The following is a 19677-nucleotide window of genomic DNA, read 5'->3' as shown; positions in this document are numbered from 1 at the left end:
ATAAAAAAAGGCGCGGTGGTAGTGCCGCGCCGGAAGGAGGCGCCCGCGCGGGCGGGCGCGATGGGATCGTTACTGGCCGGCGGCTTTTGCGTTGTCAGGCAGTGCGTAGGCCATCACGTAGTCGCCGCGGTCGGTGGACTGGCGTGCGCCGCCGGCGGTGATGACGATGAACTGCCTGCCGGTCTTCGGTGACACGTAGGTCATCGGGCCGCCCTGGCTGCCGACGGGCAGGCGGGCCTTCCAGATTTCCTCGCCGTTACCGCTGTCGTAGGCGCGCAGGTAGAAGTCCTGGGTGCCGGCGATGAATACCAGGCCGCCCTGGGTGGACAGGGTGCCGCCGAGGGTCGGCAGGCCGATGGGGATCGGCAGGTGCATGCGGATGCCCAGCGGGCCGGTGTCTTCCACGGTGCCCACCGGTACCTGCCAGGCGACCTGGCGGGTCTTCATGTCGATGGCGGTAAGTGTGCCGAACGGCGGCGCCTGGCAGGGAATGCCGGCTACCGAGAGGAAGCGGTTCTTGTTCACCGCGTAGGGCGTGCCCTTGAGCGGTACGGCGCCCATGCCGGTGTTCAGTGCTTCGCCGCCGCCTGCTGCCGCGCCCTTGTTGGCCGAGGGGATCATCTGGATCCACAGGCCCAGGCGCATGTCGTTGACGAAGATGAAGCCGTGCACCGGGTCGGTGGAGAGGCTGCCCCAGTTCATGCCGCCCAGGGAGCCTGGGAAGCTCAGCGAAAGGTCGGTGCCCGGCGCGGTGTACAAGCCGTCGTAGCGCATCTTCTTGAAGTCGATACGGCACAGCAGTTGGTCATAGGGCGTGGCGCCCCACATGTCCGACTCGGTGAGGGTTTGCGCGCCAATCTGCGGCATGCCGACGGATTTCGGCTGGGTCGGCGAGTAGGGCTCATTGGGGATGTTGCCCGGCTTGACCGGTACATCCTTCACCTCGGTGAGCGGTTTGCCGGTGGCGCGGTCGAGCACGTAGATCTGCCCGGCCTTGGTGCCGATCACCACGGCGGGCACGCTCTTGCCGTCGGCCATGGGGAAGTCCACCAGGCTCGGCTGCATCGGCAGGTCGAAGTCCCAGAGGTCGTTGTGCACGGTCTGGTAGACCCACTTCTGCGCACCGGTGGTGGCGTCCAGTGCGAGGACGGAAGCGCCATAGGTGTGATCGAGCCTGGTGCGCTCCACACCATAGATGTCGGTGGAGGAGCTGCCCATGGGCAGGAAGACGGTGTTCATCGCCGGGTCGTAGGACATCGGCGCCCAGCTGTTGGGGGTGCTGCGCACGTAGGTCTTGCCGTCCGCCGGGGCCTGCTTGTCTTCCGGGTTGCCTGGGTCGAAGGCCCAGCGCATGGCGCCAGTGATCACGTCGAAGCCACGGATCACGCCGCCGGGCATGTCGGTCTGGACGTTGTCCGCGACACGGCCGCCCACCACCACGGTGGTGCCGGCCATGAGCGGGGCGGAGGAGAGCTGGTAGTAGGAATCGGGCACATCACCCAGACCCGCCTTCAGGTCCACCTGGCCGTTGTTGCCGAAGCCCTGGCAGAACTCGCCGGTGTCGGCGTCGACGGCGATCAGGCGCGCGTCGATGGTGTTGGTCAGCAAGCGACGCTGGCAGTTGGCGCCGGCCGGCACGCTGGCGGCGATGACCTGCGAGCTGTTGGGTTGGGTCGGCTGGGCGAGTTCTTTGGTGGCATCGAAATAGGCCATGCCACGGCAACGCTGCCAGACCTTGGACTGGGCGTTGATCGCGTTCTTCCACAACTCCTTGCCGGTGTCCGCGTCGAGAGCGATCAGGTTGTTGTGCGGGGTGCAGATGAACACCTTGTCGCCGACCTGCAACGGTGTCAGCTGGTCTTCCGCGCCGTTGCCGTCGCTGATCGCGACGTCGCCGGTGCGATAGGTCCAGGCCACCTTGAGCTTGTCGACGTTGCTGCGGTTGATCTGGTCCAGCGCGGCGAAGCGGCTGCCGCCTTCGGTGTTGCCGTAGTGGGCCCAGTCCTTCTGCGCATGGGCCGGGTCAACCGGCGTCAGCCCGGGACCGCTGCCGGTGGGGGCAACACTGGGGTGGGCGACGAACATGTTACCGGCGGCAATCGCCACCAGCACCGCCAGTACGCCGGCGATGCCGTACGCACCGCGGCCAGCCTCGCGCCCGGCGGAGCGCGCCAGCAGCGGATAGACCATCGCGACGACCACGCCGATGGCGCTGAACATGAACAGCCGCGAGAACAGCGGCCAGAACACCAGGCCGGTGTCGGCCACGGCCCATATCGCCGTAGCGACCAGGAAGACGGCAAACAGCCAGGCGCCGGCGGGCTTTCGCAGCGCGATCAGCAGGCCGGAAACGGCCATCGCAAGGCCGCCGATGAGGAAATACCAGGAGCCGCCAAGGCTGACCAGGCGGATGCCGCCGGCGGCCAGGGCAAGGCCGAGGAGGGAGATGATCACGCCCAGGCCGGTGAGGATGAAAGTGCTCGCGCCGGAGGCGCGCTGTACCGATTTCATACAGAGGGTTCTCGCTGTGGAATTCGGTGATTATACGCTTAGCATGCTAATTAACTAGATAGTACAATCGTCGAAGATGCGCCTTTGGTCAAAAAGCCAGGACGAATGAAATAGCCTTTTGCATGCTCGATCACTTGCAATATTCCGACCCACGAAAGCCCTGTGCAGCGGCTGCCGAGACTGGCAGCATCGCTGCTCGGTCCTACAGAAGAATCCTAGTCGCCGTGCCTGCCAATCGTTCTGTCGTACCTGCCCAATTCAAATTGCTGCCGTTGCTGATCTGCGGTGTCGCCCACGGCCAACTGGCTCGTGCTGAAGCCACGGAAACAGACAGTGAGGCGCTGCTTGCGCCCATGGTGGTGACGGGCGCCTATGCGCCGGTGTCGAGCTTCGACCTGCCGTTCTCCATCGACACCGTGCAGCAACCGCAGCTCAGCGATGGCCAACTCGGCGTCAATGCTTCGGAAGTACTGCAGCGCGTACCCGGCCTGGTGGTGCAGAACCGCCAGAACTATGCCCAGGACCTGCAGATATCCTCCCGTGGCTACGGCGCGCGCTCGGCCTTCGGCATTCGTGGGCTGAAGCTGCTCAGTGACGGCATACCGGCCAGCACACCGGACGGCCAGGGCCAGGCAGCCACGCTGAACCTCGACGTCGCGGACCGCATCGAAGTGCTGCGCGGCCCGGCCTCGACGCTTTATGGCAGCAACAGCGGCGGGGTGATCCAGATGTTCTCCCGCGACGGCTACGGCCCGCCGAAGGTCGGCGCGGAAACTACCTTCGGCAGCGACGGCTTCAACAAGAACCACCTCTATGCCGAGGGCGGCACCGACCAGGCAGGCTTCCTGCTCGACGCCTCGCGCATGGACACCGACGGCTACCGCGACCACAGCGCCGCGCGCCGCGACCAGACCTTCGCCAAGCTCAACTTCAAGCCCGACGAAGACAGCCGCCTGGCGCTGATCTACAGCAGCCTGGAGCAGAATGGCACGCAGGACCCGCTCGGCCAGACCTGGGACGCCTACCAGCATGACCCGCGCTCCGTGGCCTCCGTCGCCGAGACCTACAACACGCGCAAGAGCATCGACCACCAGCAATTGGGCATGAACTACGAGCGCTACTTCGGCGATGCGACCTTGCAGTTCAACCTCTACGCCGGCCAGCGCAGCGTGGTGCAGTACCTGTCGATCCCCAGGACCGTTGCCTCCAACTCCCAGCGCGGCGGTGGTGTGGTGGACTTCGACCGTGAATTTCACGGTGGCACCCTGCGCTGGATCCAGCCGGTGCACGGCGTGCCGGGTGAGCTGACCGTCACCACCGGGGTGGATTACGACCGCAGCGAGGATGACCGCAAGGGCTTCCAGAACTTCAGCGGCGACCAGCTCGGTGTGAAGGGTGAGATGCGGCGCAACGAGAACGACATCGCCACCAGCCTCGACCCTTACGTGCAGGCGCGCTGGGCGCTGGGCAACTGGACTTTCGACGCCGGCCTGCGGCACAGCAGCATGAAGATGGAAGTCGACGACCACTACCTGAGCAACGGCGACTCCAGCGGCTCGAAGACGTACCGACAGAACAACCCGTCGCTCTCGGTGATGTATGCCTTCACCCCAAACCTGCACGGCTACGTCAGCGCCGGAAAGGGTTTCGAAACCCCGACCCAGGCCGAGATGGCCTACGCGCCGGGCCTGACGGAAAGCTTCAACTTCGGTCTTGATCCCGCCACCAGCACGCAATACGAAGTTGGCCTGAAGGCCAAGGTCGCCGGCAACACGCGGGTCAATGCAGCGATCTTCGAGATCCGCACCGACGACGAGATCGTCGTCGCCAGCTCCAGCGGCGGTCGCACCAGCTATCAGAACGCCGGCAAGACCCTGCGCCGGGGCTTCGAGCTGGGCGTGCAGAGCGACCTGTCCGAACACTGGCAGGCCAACCTGGCCTACACCCGCCTGGACGCCACCTACGACGAGGACTTCGTCGAGAGCGGCAGTACCATCGAGAAGGGCAACCACCTGCCCGGCGTGCCCGGCAGCAGCCTGTTCGGCGAACTGGTGTGGAAGCCGCAGGATGGCATCAGCATGGGCTTCGAAGGCCAGTACCGCAGCAAGGTCTATGTCGAGGACAGCAACGAGGACAAACCGGCGCCCAGCTACGCGGTGTTCAACTGGCGCACTCGGTTCGAGCAGCACCTGGGGCCCTGGACCTTCCACCAACTGGTGCGCCTGGACAATCTGCTGGACCGCCAGTATGTCGGCTCGGTGATCGTCGGCGACAGCAACGGGCGCTACTACGAGGCGGCGCCGGGGCGTTCGTGGTATGCGGGGGCGGGGCTGGAATACCGGTTCGAGTGATCCGGTGGTGAGGGCGGTTCGCGAGCAAGCTCGCTCCTACGAAGAACTACAAGCCCACCGTAGGAGCGAGCTTGCTCGCGAACCGGTCACTGCCAACGCCGGTCATCGCCCGCGGGGCACCATAACCGCTCCGAATCCTCTATCCTCGCGAGTTTTTAATCGAGCGGGACGTGCGTGTGATGGGCAAATGGGCAATTGGCGCATTGTTGATGTGTGTGGCGGGCATGGCCTCGGCGGCTGACCCGCTGTTCGGCAAGTACAACTACGGTGCGGCGCAGAAAGGTTTCGGCAAGCCGCAGGGCTTCGAGGAATGCCTGCAGCCCATGGGCGTTACCGCTCGTTGCAAGGGCAACGTGGACTACGCCGGTACTCGCTTCCGCCTGGCGCTGACCTTCGACAAGCAGAAACTGGTCGAAGCGGTGCTGTACAGCGCGTATGACGACGCCGCGTACCGCCGAGTGCTGCAGGAAGTGGCCAAGCGCTTCATGCTGGTCGCCATCGCCGACGACAAGAGTGTGGTCGACGTGCTGGCGCACACACTGAACCCCAACCGTACCCAGGCCGACGCCAAGGCCATCGGCGACTTCGAGACCCATGCGCTGCGCAGCGGCATGATCACCTACCGTCTCTACGAGCAGCTCGACAAGTACATCAAGCCCGGCCTGGATGCGCGTCAGGTGCTGGCGACCGTACCGGCGAACATTCGAGTGGCCGAGGTCACGGTCAAGCACGGCAAGTCCGAGAACTGGCTGATCGTGAAATTCGCCAAACCGGGCCTCGCGCCGAAGAAAACCAAAGGCTGAGGCCCAGCGTCCTGCAGGCGCGCCTCATGTTCGCCACTGACGAAACTGGGGTGGCCGCGGAACTGCACGTACCTGCCTGCGCGGAGGGCTTTCGCGGATAACGTCCGCTCGTGCAGATCCCCGAGCAGCACGTTCCCAGTAGGAGCGAGCTTGCTCGCGAATGGTCGCCGTGCCGTGCCGTGCGGTTCGCGAGCAAGGACCAGGCGTCCCCCTCGGTCCTACAAAGCGCTGGCACGTGCGGTGACCGCCGCCGCGGAGGAGCAGGGAGCGAGACGAGCCCATCACGGACGAAGTTCGCTCCCAGGCGAGGGAAAACGCCGGAGTCGGCCTGTCGATGCAGCCGATACGTTAAGATCCGAGGCTTTCCCAGCGTTCCACCCGGAGAACGATCCATGGAAGACCTCAACACCCTCTATTACTTCACCCAGGTGGTGGAGCAGGGTGGCTTTGCCGCGGCCGGCCGTGCGTTGGACATCCCCAAGTCCAAGCTCAGCCGGCGCATCGCCCAGTTGGAGGAGCGCCTGGGGGTGCGTCTGCTGCATCGCACCAGCCGGCACTGCTCGCTGACCGAGATCGGCCAGGAGTACTACCAGCGCTGCGTGGCGATGCGCATCGAGGCGGAAGGGGCTTCCGAGGTGATTGAACGCAACCGCGCCGAGCCGCGCGGACTGGTGCGGCTGGCGTGTCCGACGACGCTGCTCAACTCCTGGGTCGGACCGATGCTGACGCGCTACATGCTCAAGTACCCGCTGGTGGAGCTGTTCATCGAAAGCACCAACCGCCGCATCGACCTGCTCCACGAGGGCTTCGACATCGCCCTGCGGGTGCGTTTCCCGCCGCTGGAAAACACCGACATGGTGATGAAGGTGCTGGCCAACAGTACCCAGTGCCTGGTGGGCAGCCCGGCGCTGCTCGAGCGCATGGCGGGCGGCAGCTCGCCCATGGGCCTGGCGCAACTGCCCAGCCTGCACTGGGGCGGCATGCAGCGGGAGTATCAGTGGGAGCTGTTCAACGAGGAGGGCGAGCGCCTGCTGATCTCGCACAAGCCGCGCATGGTCACCGATGACCTGCTGGCCCTGCGCAACGCTGTGCTGGCCGGTGTCGGTATCGCCCACGTGCCCCGCGTGGCGGTGCGCGAGGACCTCGCTGCGGGCAGGGTGGTGGAGTTGCTACCAGGCTGGTCGCCCAAATGCGGCATCGTCCATGCGATCTTCCCGTCGCGCCGCGGCTTGTTGCCGTCGGTGCGCACACTGATCGACTTCCTCGCCGAGGAATTCAGCAACAGCGATATGGCCTGAAGCCCCCCGTCGGCGGACAGCGTTGCGTATTGCGCATCGCTGTGTTGCCGGCCCGACCGATTCTGCCCGGAAGGTTGCCGGCTTAGTCTGGCGCCACTGTTTTCCCGCTCAAGGATTGGTCATGAACTCCGCTTCGACTACTCACACGACCGCGCCCGCGCAGTCGACCCTCTCCTCGGCCATGGTCGCGCTGCTCGCGTTCTGCTGTGGCGCCGTGGTCGCCAACCTCTACTACGCGCAACCCATCGTCGAGCTGATCGCCCCGGCTATCGGCCTCTCCACCCAGCACGCCAGCCTGATCGTCTCGCTGACCCAGTTCGGCTACGCCATCGGCCTGCTGTTCCTGGTGCCGTTGGCGGACTTGCTGGAGAACCGCAAGCTGGTGATCGGTTTCACCCTGGCTGTGGCTCTGTGCCTGGCCGGCGCCGGGCTGGCGAATGCGCCATCAGTGCTGCTGGCCTGCGCCCTGCTGATCGGCCTGACCTCCGTGGCGGTGCAGATTCTCGTGCCGCTGGCCGCGCACCTGGCGCCGGAGGAGGCCCGGGGTCGGGTGGTGGGCAACATCATGGGCGGCCTGCTGCTGGGCATCCTGCTGTCGCGACCGGTGTCGAGCCTGGTGGCAGAGGTCTTCGGCTGGCGCGGGGTGTTCCTTGCTGCGTCGGTACTGATGCTGTTGATCGCCCTGGTGATGGCGATAGCGCTGCCGCGCCGCCTGCCGGCGCACAGCGCCACCTATCCGCAACTGATCGGTTCGGTGTTCTCGCTGGCCCGGCGCTACGCCGTGCTGCGCGAACGCGCGCTCTATCAGGGGTTGCTGTTCGCCGCGTTCAGCGCGTTCTGGACCATCGCGCCCATCGAGCTGATTCGTCACCACGGCTTCAGCCAGACCCAGGTCGCGCTATTTGCCCTGGTTGGTGCCGTGGGCGCCGTGGCCGCGCCCATCGCCGGGCGGCTGGCGGATGCAGGTCACACGTTCAAGGGCACTCTGGTGGCGTTGCTGCTGGCGCCATTCGCCTTGTTGCTTGGGGCGCTGCCCGGTGCCGGATTCTTCTGGCTCGTGGTCTGTGCTGTGCTGCTGGATTTCGCCGTGCAGCTGAACATGGTGCTCGGCCAGCGCGAGGTGTACGCCCTCGACCCGCATAGCCGTGCACGCCTGAATGCGGTGTACATGACCAGCATCTTCGTCGGTGGCGCGCTCGGTTCGCTGGTCTCCAGCCCGCTGTACGAAACCATCAGCTGGACGCCGTTCGCCATTGGCATGGCCGTCGTTCCGGCGGTCGCCACCTTGCTCTTCCTGCTCCGCGGCGAGAGCCACGCCTGAGAGCACAGGCGTGCAAGGCGAAGGCGGGGGCGATTGGGTAAACTCCGGGATTTCCCGCTCCCGGAGTCCCGCCATGGACAAACTGCAGGCCCTGTCGATGTTCGTCGAGACCGTCCGTTGCGGCGGCTACTCGGCCGCGGCCCGCAAGCTGGGTGTGGCGACATCCTCGGTGACCCGCCAGGTGGCGGCGCTGGAAGCGGAACTGGGTGCCACGCTGCTCAATCGCACGACCCGTCACAGCAGCCCGACCCTGGCCGGGCAGGCCTACTATGACAAGGCCGTGGCAATCATCGAGGCGCTGGTGGAGGCCGACGGCCTGGTCAGTGATCGCGGCAGCGAGGCAAAAGGGCGGCTGCGGGTGAGCGTACCGGTGGAGTTCGGCCGGCGTGTTATCGCCCCGCACCTGGGGCGCCTGCTGGCGCGGTGCCCGGAACTGGAGATCAGCCTGTCGCTGAACGACCAGCTCGTCGACCTCCCCAAACAGCAGATTGACCTGTCCGTGCGCCTGGGAACGACGCTGATCAGCGATGACATCATCAGCCGGCCCATCGGCCAGTTCGATCGCTGGCTGGTGGCGAGCCCCGACTACCTGCGGGTTGCGGGCACGCCCCGGCATCCGCTGGAACTCATGGAGCATTCGTGCCTGCGCTTCGACTACGGCGGCCCGCACGCGACCTGGTCCTGCAGTGACGGCGAGGAAACCTGGGCTTTGAATGTGCAGGGGCGGCTGCAGAGCAACAATGCCGACGTTCTCCGGGAAACTGCCCTGGCCGGCGGCGGTATCGCATTGCTATCCGACTGGCTGGTCGCCGAGGACGTGCGCAGTGGCCGGCTGATGCGGCTGCTGCCGGACTACAAGACCTACCCCGGCAGCACGGTGAGCAGCATCAACGCGCTGTACCCGCCGAGCCTGCGCGACTCCAGCCGCATCCGCGTGTTCGTTGCGTTCCTCGAGGAAATCCTCGCGGCTCAGTGAGCGTCCGCACTGGGCTGCGTGGGCGGAGCGATCTTGCGCATCAGCGGCACCAGCAGCAGTGTCACCGCAAAGCAAGCGCCCACCAGCAGGAAGGCGTCGGCAAAGGTCAGCGTCTGGGCCTCGCGCCAGGTCAGGTCCCACAGGTGCTTGAGCGCCTGCTGGCTCGGCTCGCCGTTGAAAGCCATGGACGGTGCGAGCCATTGGTTGAGCGCTTCGTTGCTGCTGTTCAGGTGCTCCGCCAGGCGCAAAAAGTGCAGGTTGGCGCGGTCGTTGACTACCGTGGCGCAGGCGGCGATGCCGATGGCGCCACCCAGATTGCGCATCAGGTTGAACAGCCCGGAAGCCAGCTTCAGGCGATCCGGCGGCAATGAGCCGAGGGCGAGCGTCACCGTGGGTGCCACACAGAACTGCTGGGCCATGCCGCGCAGGGCCTGCGGGAACATCAGCTGTGCTGCGCCCCAGTCGTGGGTCAGCGGGGCGAACTCATACATCGACAGGGTGAACATCACCATGCCCAGCAGCAGGATCCAGCGCAGGTCGACGCGACGGGCGAGGGCGGCATAGAGCGGGATGCTCATGATCTGGAAGATGCCGGTGGAGAAAATCGCCAGGCCAATGTCCAGCGCGCCGTAGCCCCGCACGCGGCCAAGAAACAGCGGGGTCAGGTAGATGGTGGCGAAGATGCCGATGCCGGTGACGAAGCTGAACAGGCAGCCGAGGGCGAAGTTACGCTCCTTCAGTGCGCGCAGGTCGACGATGGGGTGCGTGGCGGTCAGGCTGCGGTAGATGAAGGCGACGCCGCACAGGCCGGAAATCCATGCAGTGGCGACGATGGTGTCGTCGCTGAACCAGTTCCAGCGCGGGCCTTCTTCCATGGTGTATTCCAGGCAGCCGAGGAACAGCGCCATCAGGAGAATGGCCGGGTAGTCCGCGCCCTTGAGCAGCGACAGGTCGGGCTTGTCGATGCGCACCATGATCGGCACCACGATGGCGACGAACAGCCCCGGTACCAGATTGATGTAGAACAGCCAGGGCCAGGAGGAGATGTCGGTGATCCAGCCGCCGACCACCGGCCCGAGCGTCGGTGCCAGGGAGGCAATGGCGCCGATGGTGGCGGCGACGATCACCCGTTGCTTGCCGTCGAAGTAGAGGAAGCCGGTGGTGAACACCATGGGAATCATCGAACCGCCCAGGAAGCCCTGCAGCGCACGAAAGGCAATCATGCTCTGGATGTTCCAGGCCATCGCGCAGAGCAGGCTGGTGAGGGTGAAGCCCAGCGCCGAGGCGGCGAACAGCCAGCGCGTGGACATGACCTTGGACAGCCAGCCGGAAAGCGGGATGACGATGATCTCGGCGATCAGGTAGCTGGTCTGCACCCACGCCAGTTCATCTGCGCCGGCGGACAGCCCGCCGCCGATGTCGCGCAGCGAGGCGGAGACGATCTGGATGTCCAGCAGGGCGATGAACATCCCCAGGCACATGCAGGCGAAGGAGATGACCTTGCGGCCGGTGGAGAGGCTCTCCACCGCCACCACCTCGCTGCTCCAGAAGCTCACGGCCGGCTGCTCTGAGCGACACGTTGATCGGCGTCGCCGTGGTCATGGGCACGAGTGTCCACCTCCACCAGCACGGAAAGGCCGGGGCGAAGGTTGCCGAGACGACCGTCGGCGTCGTCCAGGTGCACGCGCACCGGTACGCGCTGGACGATCTTGGTGAAGTTGCCGGTGGCGTTCTCCGGCGGGAGGATGCTGAATTGCGCGCCGGTGGCCGGTGCCAGGCTGTCCAGGTGGCCGTGGAAGACCTTGCCGGGGAGGATGTCGGCCTCGATGGTCACGGCCTGGCCAGGCTGCATGCGCGCCAGTTGATCCTCCTTGAAGTTGGCGTCCACCCACAGGCCCTGTGCGGGGACCACGGCCAGCAGCTGGGTGCCGGCGGCCACATAGCTGCCGACGCGGGCGCGGCGATTGCCGATATAGCCGTCCACCGGGGCGCGCAGCTCGGTGTAGCTCAGGTCAAGGCGTGCCAGGTCGCGGGCGGCCACGGCCTGCTCCAGCGCGGCCTCGGCCTGCTGACGCTGGCTCTGGATTACATCGAGCTGGCGGCGCGCGGCCAGCAGGCTGGCGCGGGCCTTGTCACTGTTGGCGCGGGCGGATTTGAAGCTGGCGTCGGCACGTTGCGCGGCCTCCACCGACACGGCATTGGTGCGCACCAGCGTGGCGTAGCGGTGCTGGTCATCGCGGGTGCGTACTTCCTCGGCGGCCGTGGCGTCGATCTCTGCCTGGCTCTGGCGTATCAGCGCATCCTGCAACGAAGCCTGGGCATCGACGTTGGTCAGCGCCGCTTCTTCGGCGTGCACCGCGCCTTCGGCCTTGGCCAGCGCAGCGCGGTAGTCGCGGTCGTCGATGCGCGCCAGCAGGTCGCCGGCGCGTACCAGTTGGTTGTCGCTCACCTTCAGCTCGGCGATATAGCCGGCTACGCGCGGGCTGATCACCGTCACGTCTCCGCCGACGTAGGCGTCGTCGGTCTTTTCCAGGAAGCGCCCGTCGAGCCACCAGTGCCCGGCGTAGGCGCCGGCGCCGAGGATGGCTGTAGCGGCGACGGCCAGCTTGAGGCCCTTGCGCGATTTCGGTTTGGCCGTGTCGACGGCTGGCGTGGCGGGGAGGGTGACGGACTGGTTCATGGCGGCCTCGCTCAGGCGTGATCGACTTGGGGCATGTGGACGGGGACGAGGTGGTCGCCCTCGCGACGATGGATCTGGTGGTGTGGGCCGATGGCTTCGCCGCTGTCGGCGTCCACCAGCGCGATGCGCACCGCGCGGCCGCTACGGGTGTCCACCAGCTCAGCGGCACTGGCCATGGCGGCGTGGCGCTTGCCCCACTGCAGCAGGGTCAGCAGCACCGGGCGCAGGTCACGGCCACGCTCGGTAAGCAGGTATTCGTAGCGCGGCGGGTGGTCGTTGTACTGGCTGCGCTGCAGCAGGCCGCTTTCCACCAGCGCGCGCAGACGGCGGGTGAGCACGTTGCTGGCGATGCCCAATCGTGCGAGGAACTGGTCGAAGCGGGTGGAGCCGTAAAAGGCTTCGCGCAGGATCAGCACGTTCCAGCTGTCGCCGATCAGGTCCAGCGCCTGAGCCACGGGGCAGGGCAAGTGTTCGAAGGTGGATCTGCGCATGGCTGCCCCTCTTTGGATTAGCGTCATCATCTAATAAGGCCGCCTTGCCACGGGCCTGAGGGAGCAACAGGCAAGGGCGACCGAAAAGATTACGGTTGTAATCTAATGCGGTCGCTTGCTTTGCGCAAGTGACTCGTCGAGAGGGAAAACGCGGAGGGGATAAACGGCGTGGCGGGGAGATTTTCCAAAGCCGGCAGGGGTTGCCCGATCCTGCGAAAGTTGCTGGGCAAGTTCGGGAAAAGTTGTCGTGGCAATAACTTTCCATGAACTGGAAAGTGGGTAGGTAAATTATCTGGAAGTGGTCTGGAACGTTTGTTCCACAACATTTGCGCGCGCAAAAAAAAGGCCGCCTGGGGAGGCGGCCAAACCAAAGGATGATGAAGTGGAGCAATCCTCCGGACGCTCTGGAGCGGGCATCCGGGACTCATGTTCTTCATCGGGGCGCAAGCTTAATGGCGATAGCGGCAAATGCTGAATCATTCGTCTCGATATCAACTATCGACAAGGCTGGTTGGAGGGCAAAGCGGCGGATTGTTATTTCTTCGCGGGCTCCGTCAGTGGCGGGGAAACATAAGAAATTTATTCGCATTACAAACGATAGACCTGCCAAGACAAGACCAACAAAGGGGTAGCAGATGTCCACGTTCCGACTCTCATGGCTCGGTGCCTGTGTCAGTGCATCGATCATCGGTATGCCGTTCCAACTGGCGCACGCCGCCGTCGTTTCCGATCAGTCCGAAGCCACCGGCTTCATCGAAGGCAGCACCGCTTCGCTGCTGCTGCGCAACTACTACTACAACAGCGACCGCAAGTCCGGAGACCGTGACCGCAAGGACTGGACTCAGGGTTTCACGCTGAACTACAGCTCCGGCTTCACTCAGGGCACCGTCGGTTTCGGCGTGGAGGCCTTCGGCAACTGGGGGATTCGCCTGGATGGCGGCGCTGGCACCTCCGGCACCGGCAACCTGCCAGTGCGTGACGATGATTCGCCGGAAAGCGAATACGGCCGGGCCGGGGGCGCCGTGAAGCTGCGCGTCTCCAAAACCGAGCTGCGCTGGGGCGATCTGCAGCCCACCGCTCCGGTGTTCGCCGCCGGCGGCACCCGCCTGTTCCCGCAGACGGCCACCGGCTTCAACGTGCTCAGCAGCGAGATCGAGGGGCTGGACCTGGACGGCGGCCACTTCACCGGCGGCAATGGCCCGGTGACCACCAATGGCGATCATGGCATCTGGGCCTCCTACGCCAACGTCGAGGCCAGCAGCATCGACTACGTGGGCGGCAAGTACGCGGTGAACGACACACTGAACTTCTCGCTCTATGCCTCCAAGCTCGAGGACGTGTGGCGCCAGTACTACGGCAACGCCAACTACACGCTGCCGCTGGCGGACGACCAGTCGCTGAACTTCGACTTCAACATTTACCGCACCAACGACGACGGAAGCGCCAAGGCCGGCGAGATCAGCAACACCACCTGGTCCGCCGCCGCCGCGTACACCTTCCTCACCGCCCACACCCTGACGCTGGCTTATCAGAAGGTCCACGGCGACACGCCATTCGACTACGTGGCGTTCGGCGTCAACGGCCCCGGCGACACCGGCGACTCGATCTTCCTCGCCAACTCCATCCAGTACTCGGACTTCAACGGCCCGGAAGAGAAGTCCTGGCAACTGCGCTATGACCTGGCGATGGCGACCTATGGCATTCCCGGCCTGAGCTTCATGGCCCGCTACGTCAATGGTCACGGCATCGACGGAACGAAAATGGCTGCCGACAGCCAGTACCGCGGCTATGGCTACGGTGAGGACGGCAAGCACCATGAAACCAACCTGGAAGCCAAGTACGTGGTGCAGTCCGGGCCGGCGAAGGACCTGTCCTTCCGTCTGCGCGAGGCGATCCACCGTGGCAATGCCGACCAGGTCGAGGGTGACGTCAACGAGTTCCGCCTGATCGTCGACTACCCGTTGTCCATCCTCTAACGCCAACGCAGCACCTGGCTGGGTGCTGCCCTGGGGGCTCTTCGTAGGAGCGAGCTTGCTCGCGAATGGATTGCCCGGCCGCTCCGGCGTCAAGCGGTTCGCGAGCAAGCTCGCTCCTACAGGATTCGACGTCACGCGCAGATATTCCCGGTTTGCAGGGCGGTCTTCTGCGAACCTGGAGCGCGGGCGGGGCGCTACAATCGGCGCTCCGTCCCCGTCCCGCGAGAAGAGTCGATGTCCGAAGAAGAGCGCCGCACGCAACTGATCGATGGCCCGGTGGGCAAGCTGCAATTGCTGATCGACCGGCCAGGCGTGCCGCCCAAGGGCATCGCCCTGATCAGTCATCCGCAGCCGCTGCTCGGCGGCAGCCCGAAGCACCGCGTGCCGCTGACCCTGTCGCGCAAGCTGTGCAGTGCCGGCTGGCTGACCGTGCGGCCGAGCTTCCGTGGCGTGGAGGGCAGCGAGGGCGAGTACGCCGAAGGCATCGGCGAGGCGCAGGACATGCTGGCGGTGATCGCGCACCTGCGTAACGAGTATCCCTGCCTGCCGTTGGCGCTGGTGGGCTTTTCCTTCGGCGCCTATGTGTTCGCCCGTGTGGCCAGCGAGTTGTCACCGCCGGCAGATGCCCTGGTGCTGATGGGCTTGCCGGTGGGCACGGTTCCCGGCGGCCGCGACTACCAGGCGCAAGCGGTGCCGGCCGAGTGCCTGCTGCTGCATGGCGAGGCGGATGAGATGGCGCCGCTGGCCAATCTGCTGGCTTGGGCGCGCCCGCAGCAGCGCGAAGTGCTGCTTTACGCCGGCGCCGACCACTTCTTCAAGGGTTGCCTGGAGCGTGCCGTGGAACGCGTGCTGGAGCACCTGTCCCGCGCGATCAACTGAGCGCCTGCCGCCCTAGTTCACGCAGATACGACCAGGGGTAGATGCCGCGGTCGTGGCCATCGTCGAACACCAGTTGCACGCCATAGCCCTGCAGGTTGAGTTCCTGCAGGGCGACTCCGGCCGCGACCAGGTCGATACGTCCCTGAAGACGCGCGGCCCGGCACTGCGAGCAAGGGCAGGCGCCGCGCAGGCGGGCGAAGGCGATGCACTGCTCGACGCCGTCGTCCCAGCGGATGCGCAGCTGACCCTCTGTGCTGGAGCGATGCAGCGCGACCGGCGTGTTCATGTGTTCTGCCCGAGTTGAGCGAGGGCGATGCGCACGGCCTTGCGGACTTCCGGGTCGCCGTCGTGCTCGGCATTGCGCAGGGCTTCGATGGCGTCGCCATTACCGAGCTCACCCAGTGCCAGCGCCGCCTCCTTGCGCAGGTTGCTGATGCTATGGCTGAGCACGACCTTCAGGCCTTCCAGCGCCGGCAGATAGCGCAGCTTGCCCAGCGAGCGGGCGGCACGCAGGCGCACCTGCCAGAAGTCGTCCTCCAGCGCCTGCACCAGCGCCTCGCCGGCTTCGGGCAGGGCGAGCTTGCCGAGAGTGCCGGCCGCTTCCTCGCGGACCTGCCAGGCGGAATCGGCCAGTGCGGCCTGCAGGGCCGGCAGCACGCTGGCGTCGATGGCCAGGCCGAGCGCGCCGGCGGCGGCGCGGCGGACTTCGGCGTCCGGGTCGTCGCGGGTCAGGCGCGCCAGGTGCGGCAGGGCGTCGCTGCGCTTGAGCCAGCCGAGGATGCCCACGGCTTCACGGCGTACGCCGGCGTCGGTGTCTACCAGTGCGTTGAGCGCAGGCTCGGCAGCCTCTTCCAGGCGCAGCTCGCGCAGGGCCCGCAAGGCGCTACGGCGCACGAAGGTATCGGCGTGAGTTGCCCAGGGAAGCAGGCGCACCCCAGCTTCGGCGGTCTTCAGCTCGCTCAGGCTCTGGGCGGCGGCTGCGCGAACGTCGTCGTCGCTGTCGGCCAGGGCCTGGCAGAGGGCGTCCACCACCTCGGGTTCTTCCCAGGCTTCCAGCAGGCGTGCGGCTTCGGCGCGGACGTTGGCGGCTTCGTCACCGGTCAGGGCCGCAGCGAGCCAGGGCAGGCCATCGGGATCTTCCAGGTCGGCCAGTTCGATCAGGGCGATGCGGCGCACGCCGGCGTCGGCATCCTGCAGGCGCGGTTGCAGGTCGAGAATGTCGGGGTTGTCGGTGCTGATGTGGTAAGAGGGGTTGAAGGCAGTCATATGGCGAATCGCGGTATCCGTTGAGGAGTGGGCAGGCCCAGGGGCGTCAGGCGCGGCAGCTGGCGGCCGTCTTCGTGGCGCAGCAGTTCCAGGCAGTGGCGCTTGAGCCGGGAGAATTCAGGCGTGGTGAGCAGGTCGGCGTGGCGCGGGCGCGGGAAGTCGAGGCGGATGTCTTCGAGGATGCGTCCGGGGCGCGGGCTCATGACCAGGATGCGGTCGGCGAGGAACAGCGCCTCGTCGATGTCGTGGGTGATGAACAGCACGCTGGTGCGCAGGCGCGTCCAGATCTCCAGCAGCAGTTCCTGCATCATCATCCGTGTCTGCGCATCGAGGGCGCCGAAGGGTTCGTCCATCAGCAGCAGGCGCGGCTGGTTGATCAGCACCCGGGCGATTTCCACGCGTTGCTGCATGCCGCCGGAGAGCTGCGCTGGCCAGCGCTCCGCGAAGCCGCTCAGGCCCACCAGCTGGAGCATCTCGTCGGCCTGGCGATGGCGCTCTGCGCGGGGCACGCCGCGCATCTTCAGGCCGAAGGCGACGTTGTCACGCACCCGCCGCCAGGGCAGCAGGGTGTGGTGCTGGAAGACCATGCCGCGTTCCGGCGATGGGCCGGCGACAGAGCTGCCGTCCACCTCCAGCTTGCCAGCGCTGGGCGCCAGATGCCCGGCCAGTGCGCCAAGCAGGGTGGACTTGCCGCAGCCGGACGGGCCGAGCACGCAGACGAATTCGCCCGGCTCGACGGAGAAACTCAGGGACTGCACGGCTTCGAAGGCGTCGCGGCCGCTACCCAGGTGGATCGACAGGCCATCGACGCGCACGCGCCCCGGCGCGCTGGCGGGCAGGGTCATGGCTTGCCTCCCGCCTGGCGCTGCCAGGGTGTGGCCAGGGCGCCGAGCTGGCGCACCAGCAGGCTGCTGGCCATGCCGAGGACGCCGATCAGCAGCATGCCGACAACGATGTCGGGATAGTTCTGCAAGGTGTAGGACTCCCAGGTGTAGTAGCCGATGCCCCATTGCCCGGAGATCATCTCGGCGGTGACCAGGCAGAACCACGAGGTGCCCATGCCGATCGCCAGGCCGGTGACGATGCTCGGCGCGGCGCCGGGCAGCACCACTTCGCGCAGCAACGCCAGGCGGCCGGCGCCGAGGCTGCGGGCGGAGGCGAGCAGGCGTGGGTCCACCGCTTCCACGCCGTGAATGGTGTTGAGCAGGATGGGGAACAGCGCGCCGGTGAAGGTGATGAAGATCATCGACAGCTCGGAGCTGGGGAACATCAGGATCGCCAGCGGAATCCACGCCACCGCCGGAATCGGTCGCAGCACTTCCAGCGGCGGCAGCAGGCTGTCGCGGGCCCAGCGACCGCGGCCGATGACCAGCCCGAGGAGGATGCCGGCGAAAGCCGCCAGCAGGTAGCCGGCCAGCACGCGCAGCAGGCTGCTGCCCAGGTGGCGGCCGAGCTTGCTCGATTGCGCGAGGTTCCAGGCGGCGTCGAGTACGTCACGCGGGCCGGGCACGTTGGCGAAGGTGACCAGACCGAGGTTCACGTGGCGCGCGCTAAGCATCTGCCAGAGCGCGAGGCAGGCCAGCAGCGAGGCCAGGCGCAGGCTCCAGCGGGTGAGGGTGGTGGTGTTCATCATCGATCTCCGTCGAACCCCGGGGCGCGCGGCACCGGGGTTTCACCTCAGCGACTGGCCACGGCCTGCTGGCTGGCAGCGGCGAAGTCGGCAACATCACCACCGTGCTGGTGGGCGAAGGCGTCGGCCTGTTCGCGCAGCAGGAAGGCGTCCAGCGCACCGTCCTTGCCACGAACGAACCATGCCTGGCTGGCCAGCAGCTTGATGCCGCTGTCGCTGGCCTGGGCGTATACCGCGCGGATGTCCTTGCCCTGTTGCTTGAGCTCGGCGAGCTGGCCGAGGGCTTCCCTGGCGGTCGCGTAGCTGCGCACCTTCGGCTCGCCACGAACCCAGATCTGCGCGACCTTGCGGGTATCGCTGATCGGCTTGTTGGTGAGCACATCGTTACCCAGCAGTGGCTGCTGGGCGTAGTTCTTCAGCGCGGCGTCGTAGTCGGCACCGGAAGCCTTGAACGCGGCGCGGATGTAGCGGTCGTCGACGAACTGCTCGACGTTCAGGCCACGGTCGGCCTTCTTCAGCAGCTTCAGCGTGTCGATGGCGGTGGCCACGGCCTGGCGGTACTCCGGCTTCCAGGTCAGGTCGCGCGTCTGCAGGCCGAGCGGGCCGTGGAACAGGTAGTTCACCTCGGCGGGGATGCCGGCGACCTTTTCGATCAGCTCGCTGTATTTCTCCGGCTCCTTGGCCAGCAGTTGGTTGGCCTCGTAGGTCGCGCGCAGGTAGGCCTCGACGATTTCCGGGTACTGCTGCGCGTAGTCGGCTTCGACCAGCGCGCCGTGGAAGGTCGGTGCCTTGGCCTGCGAGCCGTCGTAGATTTTGCGGGCGATGCCACGGCTTTCGAACAGCTCGGCGAAGGGCACGAAGTCGGCGTGGGCGGCGATCTTGTTGGCTTGCAGCGCAGAACCGGCGACCTCCGGCGGCTGCGCGATGATGGTGACGTCTTTCTCCGGGTCCCAGCCCTGCGCGGCGATGGCCCGCAGCAGCAGGCCGTGGGCTGTGGAGGCGAAAGGTACGGAGATGGTCTGGCCCTTGAGTTCGGCCAGCGACTGCACCTTGGAGGAGGCGGGCACGACTATGCCGTTGCCGCTGCCCTCGATGCTGCCCGAGAGCACGCTGATGAACAGGCTGCGCTTGCCGGCGGCTTCATGGGCGACGCCGTTGAGCGAGCCGGGGAAGTCGGCCATGGCGCCGAAGTCGAGCTTGCCGGCGACCATCTCGTTGGTCAGCGGTGCGCCGCTGGTGAAGTTCTTCCACTGCACGTCGTACTGCGCGTCCTGGTACTTGCCGTCGTGCGGCAGGTACTTGTCGAGCAGGCCGAGTTCGCGGATCAACAGGCCGCCAGCGGCGCAGTTGATGGTGGTGTCCTGGGTGCCGATGGCGACGCGGATGGTCTCGCCGTGTGCGGTGATACTGGCAATGGCGAGCGCGAGGCCGGCCAGGGTGGTGCGCAAGGTCATGGGTGTTCCCCTCGAATCGTGAGTGTTGGAATCGTCTCCGC

Annotated in this window: 16 protein-coding genes; 7 read left to right on the top strand and 9 right to left on the bottom strand. The window is 66.2% G+C overall.

Annotated features, from left to right (window positions below):
* Window positions 1–69: 69 nt before the first annotated feature.
* Window positions 70–2511 (bottom strand): glucose/quinate/shikimate family membrane-bound PQQ-dependent dehydrogenase, encoded by a 2442-nt coding sequence (locus ACNFH5_RS24945; RefSeq protein WP_416750653.1) that lies wholly within the window; start codon window positions 2509–2511, stop codon window positions 70–72.
* 353 nt (window positions 2512–2864) lie between these two features.
* Between ACNFH5_RS24945 and ACNFH5_RS24940 the strand changes: the two genes are divergently transcribed.
* From ACNFH5_RS24940 to ACNFH5_RS24920, 5 genes are all read left to right on the top strand, one after another.
* Window positions 2865–4862 (top strand): TonB-dependent receptor family protein, encoded by a 1998-nt coding sequence (locus ACNFH5_RS24940; protein WP_416750734.1) that lies wholly within the window; start codon window positions 2865–2867, stop codon window positions 4860–4862.
* Window positions 4863–5041: 179 nt separating this feature from the next.
* Entirely contained in the window at window positions 5042–5665 is a 624-nt protein-coding gene (locus ACNFH5_RS24935) for a hypothetical protein (RefSeq protein ID WP_416750651.1), read from the top strand.
* Between the two features lie 392 nt (window positions 5666–6057).
* Window positions 6058–6963 (top strand): LysR substrate-binding domain-containing protein, encoded by a 906-nt coding sequence (locus tag ACNFH5_RS24930; protein ID WP_416750649.1) that lies wholly within the window; start codon window positions 6058–6060, stop codon window positions 6961–6963.
* A gap of 121 nt (window positions 6964–7084) precedes the next feature.
* Entirely contained in the window at window positions 7085–8284 is a 1200-nt protein-coding gene (locus ACNFH5_RS24925) for an MFS transporter (RefSeq protein WP_416750647.1), read from the top strand.
* Window positions 8285–8357: 73 nt separating this feature from the next.
* Window positions 8358–9260, top strand: a complete 903-nt coding sequence (locus ACNFH5_RS24920; RefSeq protein WP_416750645.1) for a LysR family transcriptional regulator — start codon at window positions 8358–8360, stop codon at window positions 9258–9260.
* Here the strand turns inward: ACNFH5_RS24920 and ACNFH5_RS24915 are convergent.
* From ACNFH5_RS24915 to ACNFH5_RS24905, 3 genes are all read right to left on the bottom strand, one after another.
* Window positions 9254–10741 (bottom strand): DHA2 family efflux MFS transporter permease subunit, encoded by a 1488-nt coding sequence (locus tag ACNFH5_RS24915; protein WP_416750732.1) that lies wholly within the window; start codon window positions 10739–10741, stop codon window positions 9254–9256. The genes ACNFH5_RS24920 and ACNFH5_RS24915 overlap by 7 nt on opposite strands.
* A gap of 71 nt (window positions 10742–10812) precedes the next feature.
* Complete coding sequence (locus ACNFH5_RS24910) at window positions 10813–11940, bottom strand: HlyD family secretion protein (RefSeq protein ID WP_416750643.1); 1128 nt, start codon at window positions 11938–11940, stop codon at window positions 10813–10815.
* 11 nt (window positions 11941–11951) lie between these two features.
* Window positions 11952–12431 carry a winged helix-turn-helix transcriptional regulator gene (locus ACNFH5_RS24905; protein ID WP_416750641.1) on the bottom strand — a complete coding sequence of 160 codons (480 nt, stop codon included), beginning with the start codon at window positions 12429–12431 and terminating at the stop codon, window positions 11952–11954.
* A 692-nt stretch (window positions 12432–13123) separates the two neighbouring features.
* Here ACNFH5_RS24905 and ACNFH5_RS24900 point away from each other — a divergent pair.
* Both ACNFH5_RS24900 and ACNFH5_RS24895 read left to right on the top strand, forming a co-directional pair.
* The gene (locus ACNFH5_RS24900; RefSeq protein WP_416750730.1) at window positions 13124–14407 is read left to right on the top strand and encodes an OprD family porin; all 1284 of its coding nucleotides are present in this window, start codon (window positions 13124–13126) and stop codon (window positions 14405–14407) included.
* Window positions 14408–14641: 234 nt separating this feature from the next.
* The gene (locus tag ACNFH5_RS24895; protein WP_416750639.1) at window positions 14642–15286 is read left to right on the top strand and encodes an alpha/beta hydrolase; all 645 of its coding nucleotides are present in this window, start codon (window positions 14642–14644) and stop codon (window positions 15284–15286) included.
* On the opposite strand, the gene ACNFH5_RS24890 is transcribed toward ACNFH5_RS24895, so the two are convergent.
* The 5 genes from ACNFH5_RS24890 to ACNFH5_RS24870 are packed head-to-tail and all read right to left on the bottom strand — an operon-like array spanning window position 15279 to window position 19636.
* Window positions 15279–15572 carry a DUF971 domain-containing protein gene (locus ACNFH5_RS24890; RefSeq protein WP_416750637.1) on the bottom strand — a complete coding sequence of 98 codons (294 nt, stop codon included), beginning with the start codon at window positions 15570–15572 and terminating at the stop codon, window positions 15279–15281. The genes ACNFH5_RS24895 and ACNFH5_RS24890 overlap by 8 nt on opposite strands.
* Window positions 15569–16552 (bottom strand): HEAT repeat domain-containing protein, encoded by a 984-nt coding sequence (locus ACNFH5_RS24885; protein WP_416750635.1) that lies wholly within the window; start codon window positions 16550–16552, stop codon window positions 15569–15571. Before ACNFH5_RS24885 ends, ACNFH5_RS24890 begins: the two co-directional genes overlap by 4 nt.
* The gene (locus tag ACNFH5_RS24880; protein WP_416750633.1) at window positions 16549–17397 is read right to left on the bottom strand and encodes an ABC transporter ATP-binding protein; all 849 of its coding nucleotides are present in this window, start codon (window positions 17395–17397) and stop codon (window positions 16549–16551) included. Before ACNFH5_RS24880 ends, ACNFH5_RS24885 begins: the two co-directional genes overlap by 4 nt.
* A complete protein-coding gene (locus ACNFH5_RS24875) occupies window positions 17394–18182 on the bottom strand; it encodes an ABC transporter permease (RefSeq protein ID WP_416750728.1) in 789 nt (262 codons plus the stop codon). Before ACNFH5_RS24875 ends, ACNFH5_RS24880 begins: the two co-directional genes overlap by 4 nt.
* A gap of 47 nt (window positions 18183–18229) precedes the next feature.
* The gene (locus ACNFH5_RS24870; RefSeq protein ID WP_416750631.1) at window positions 18230–19636 is read right to left on the bottom strand and encodes an ABC transporter substrate-binding protein; all 1407 of its coding nucleotides are present in this window, start codon (window positions 19634–19636) and stop codon (window positions 18230–18232) included.
* Window positions 19637–19677: the final 41 nt, after the last annotated feature.

It is taken from the genome of Pseudomonas sp. NY15435 (assembly GCF_048068295.1).
GTDB lineage: Bacteria > Pseudomonadota > Gammaproteobacteria > Pseudomonadales > Pseudomonadaceae > Pseudomonas.
This window is presented reverse-complemented; position numbering and strand designations above follow the sequence as displayed.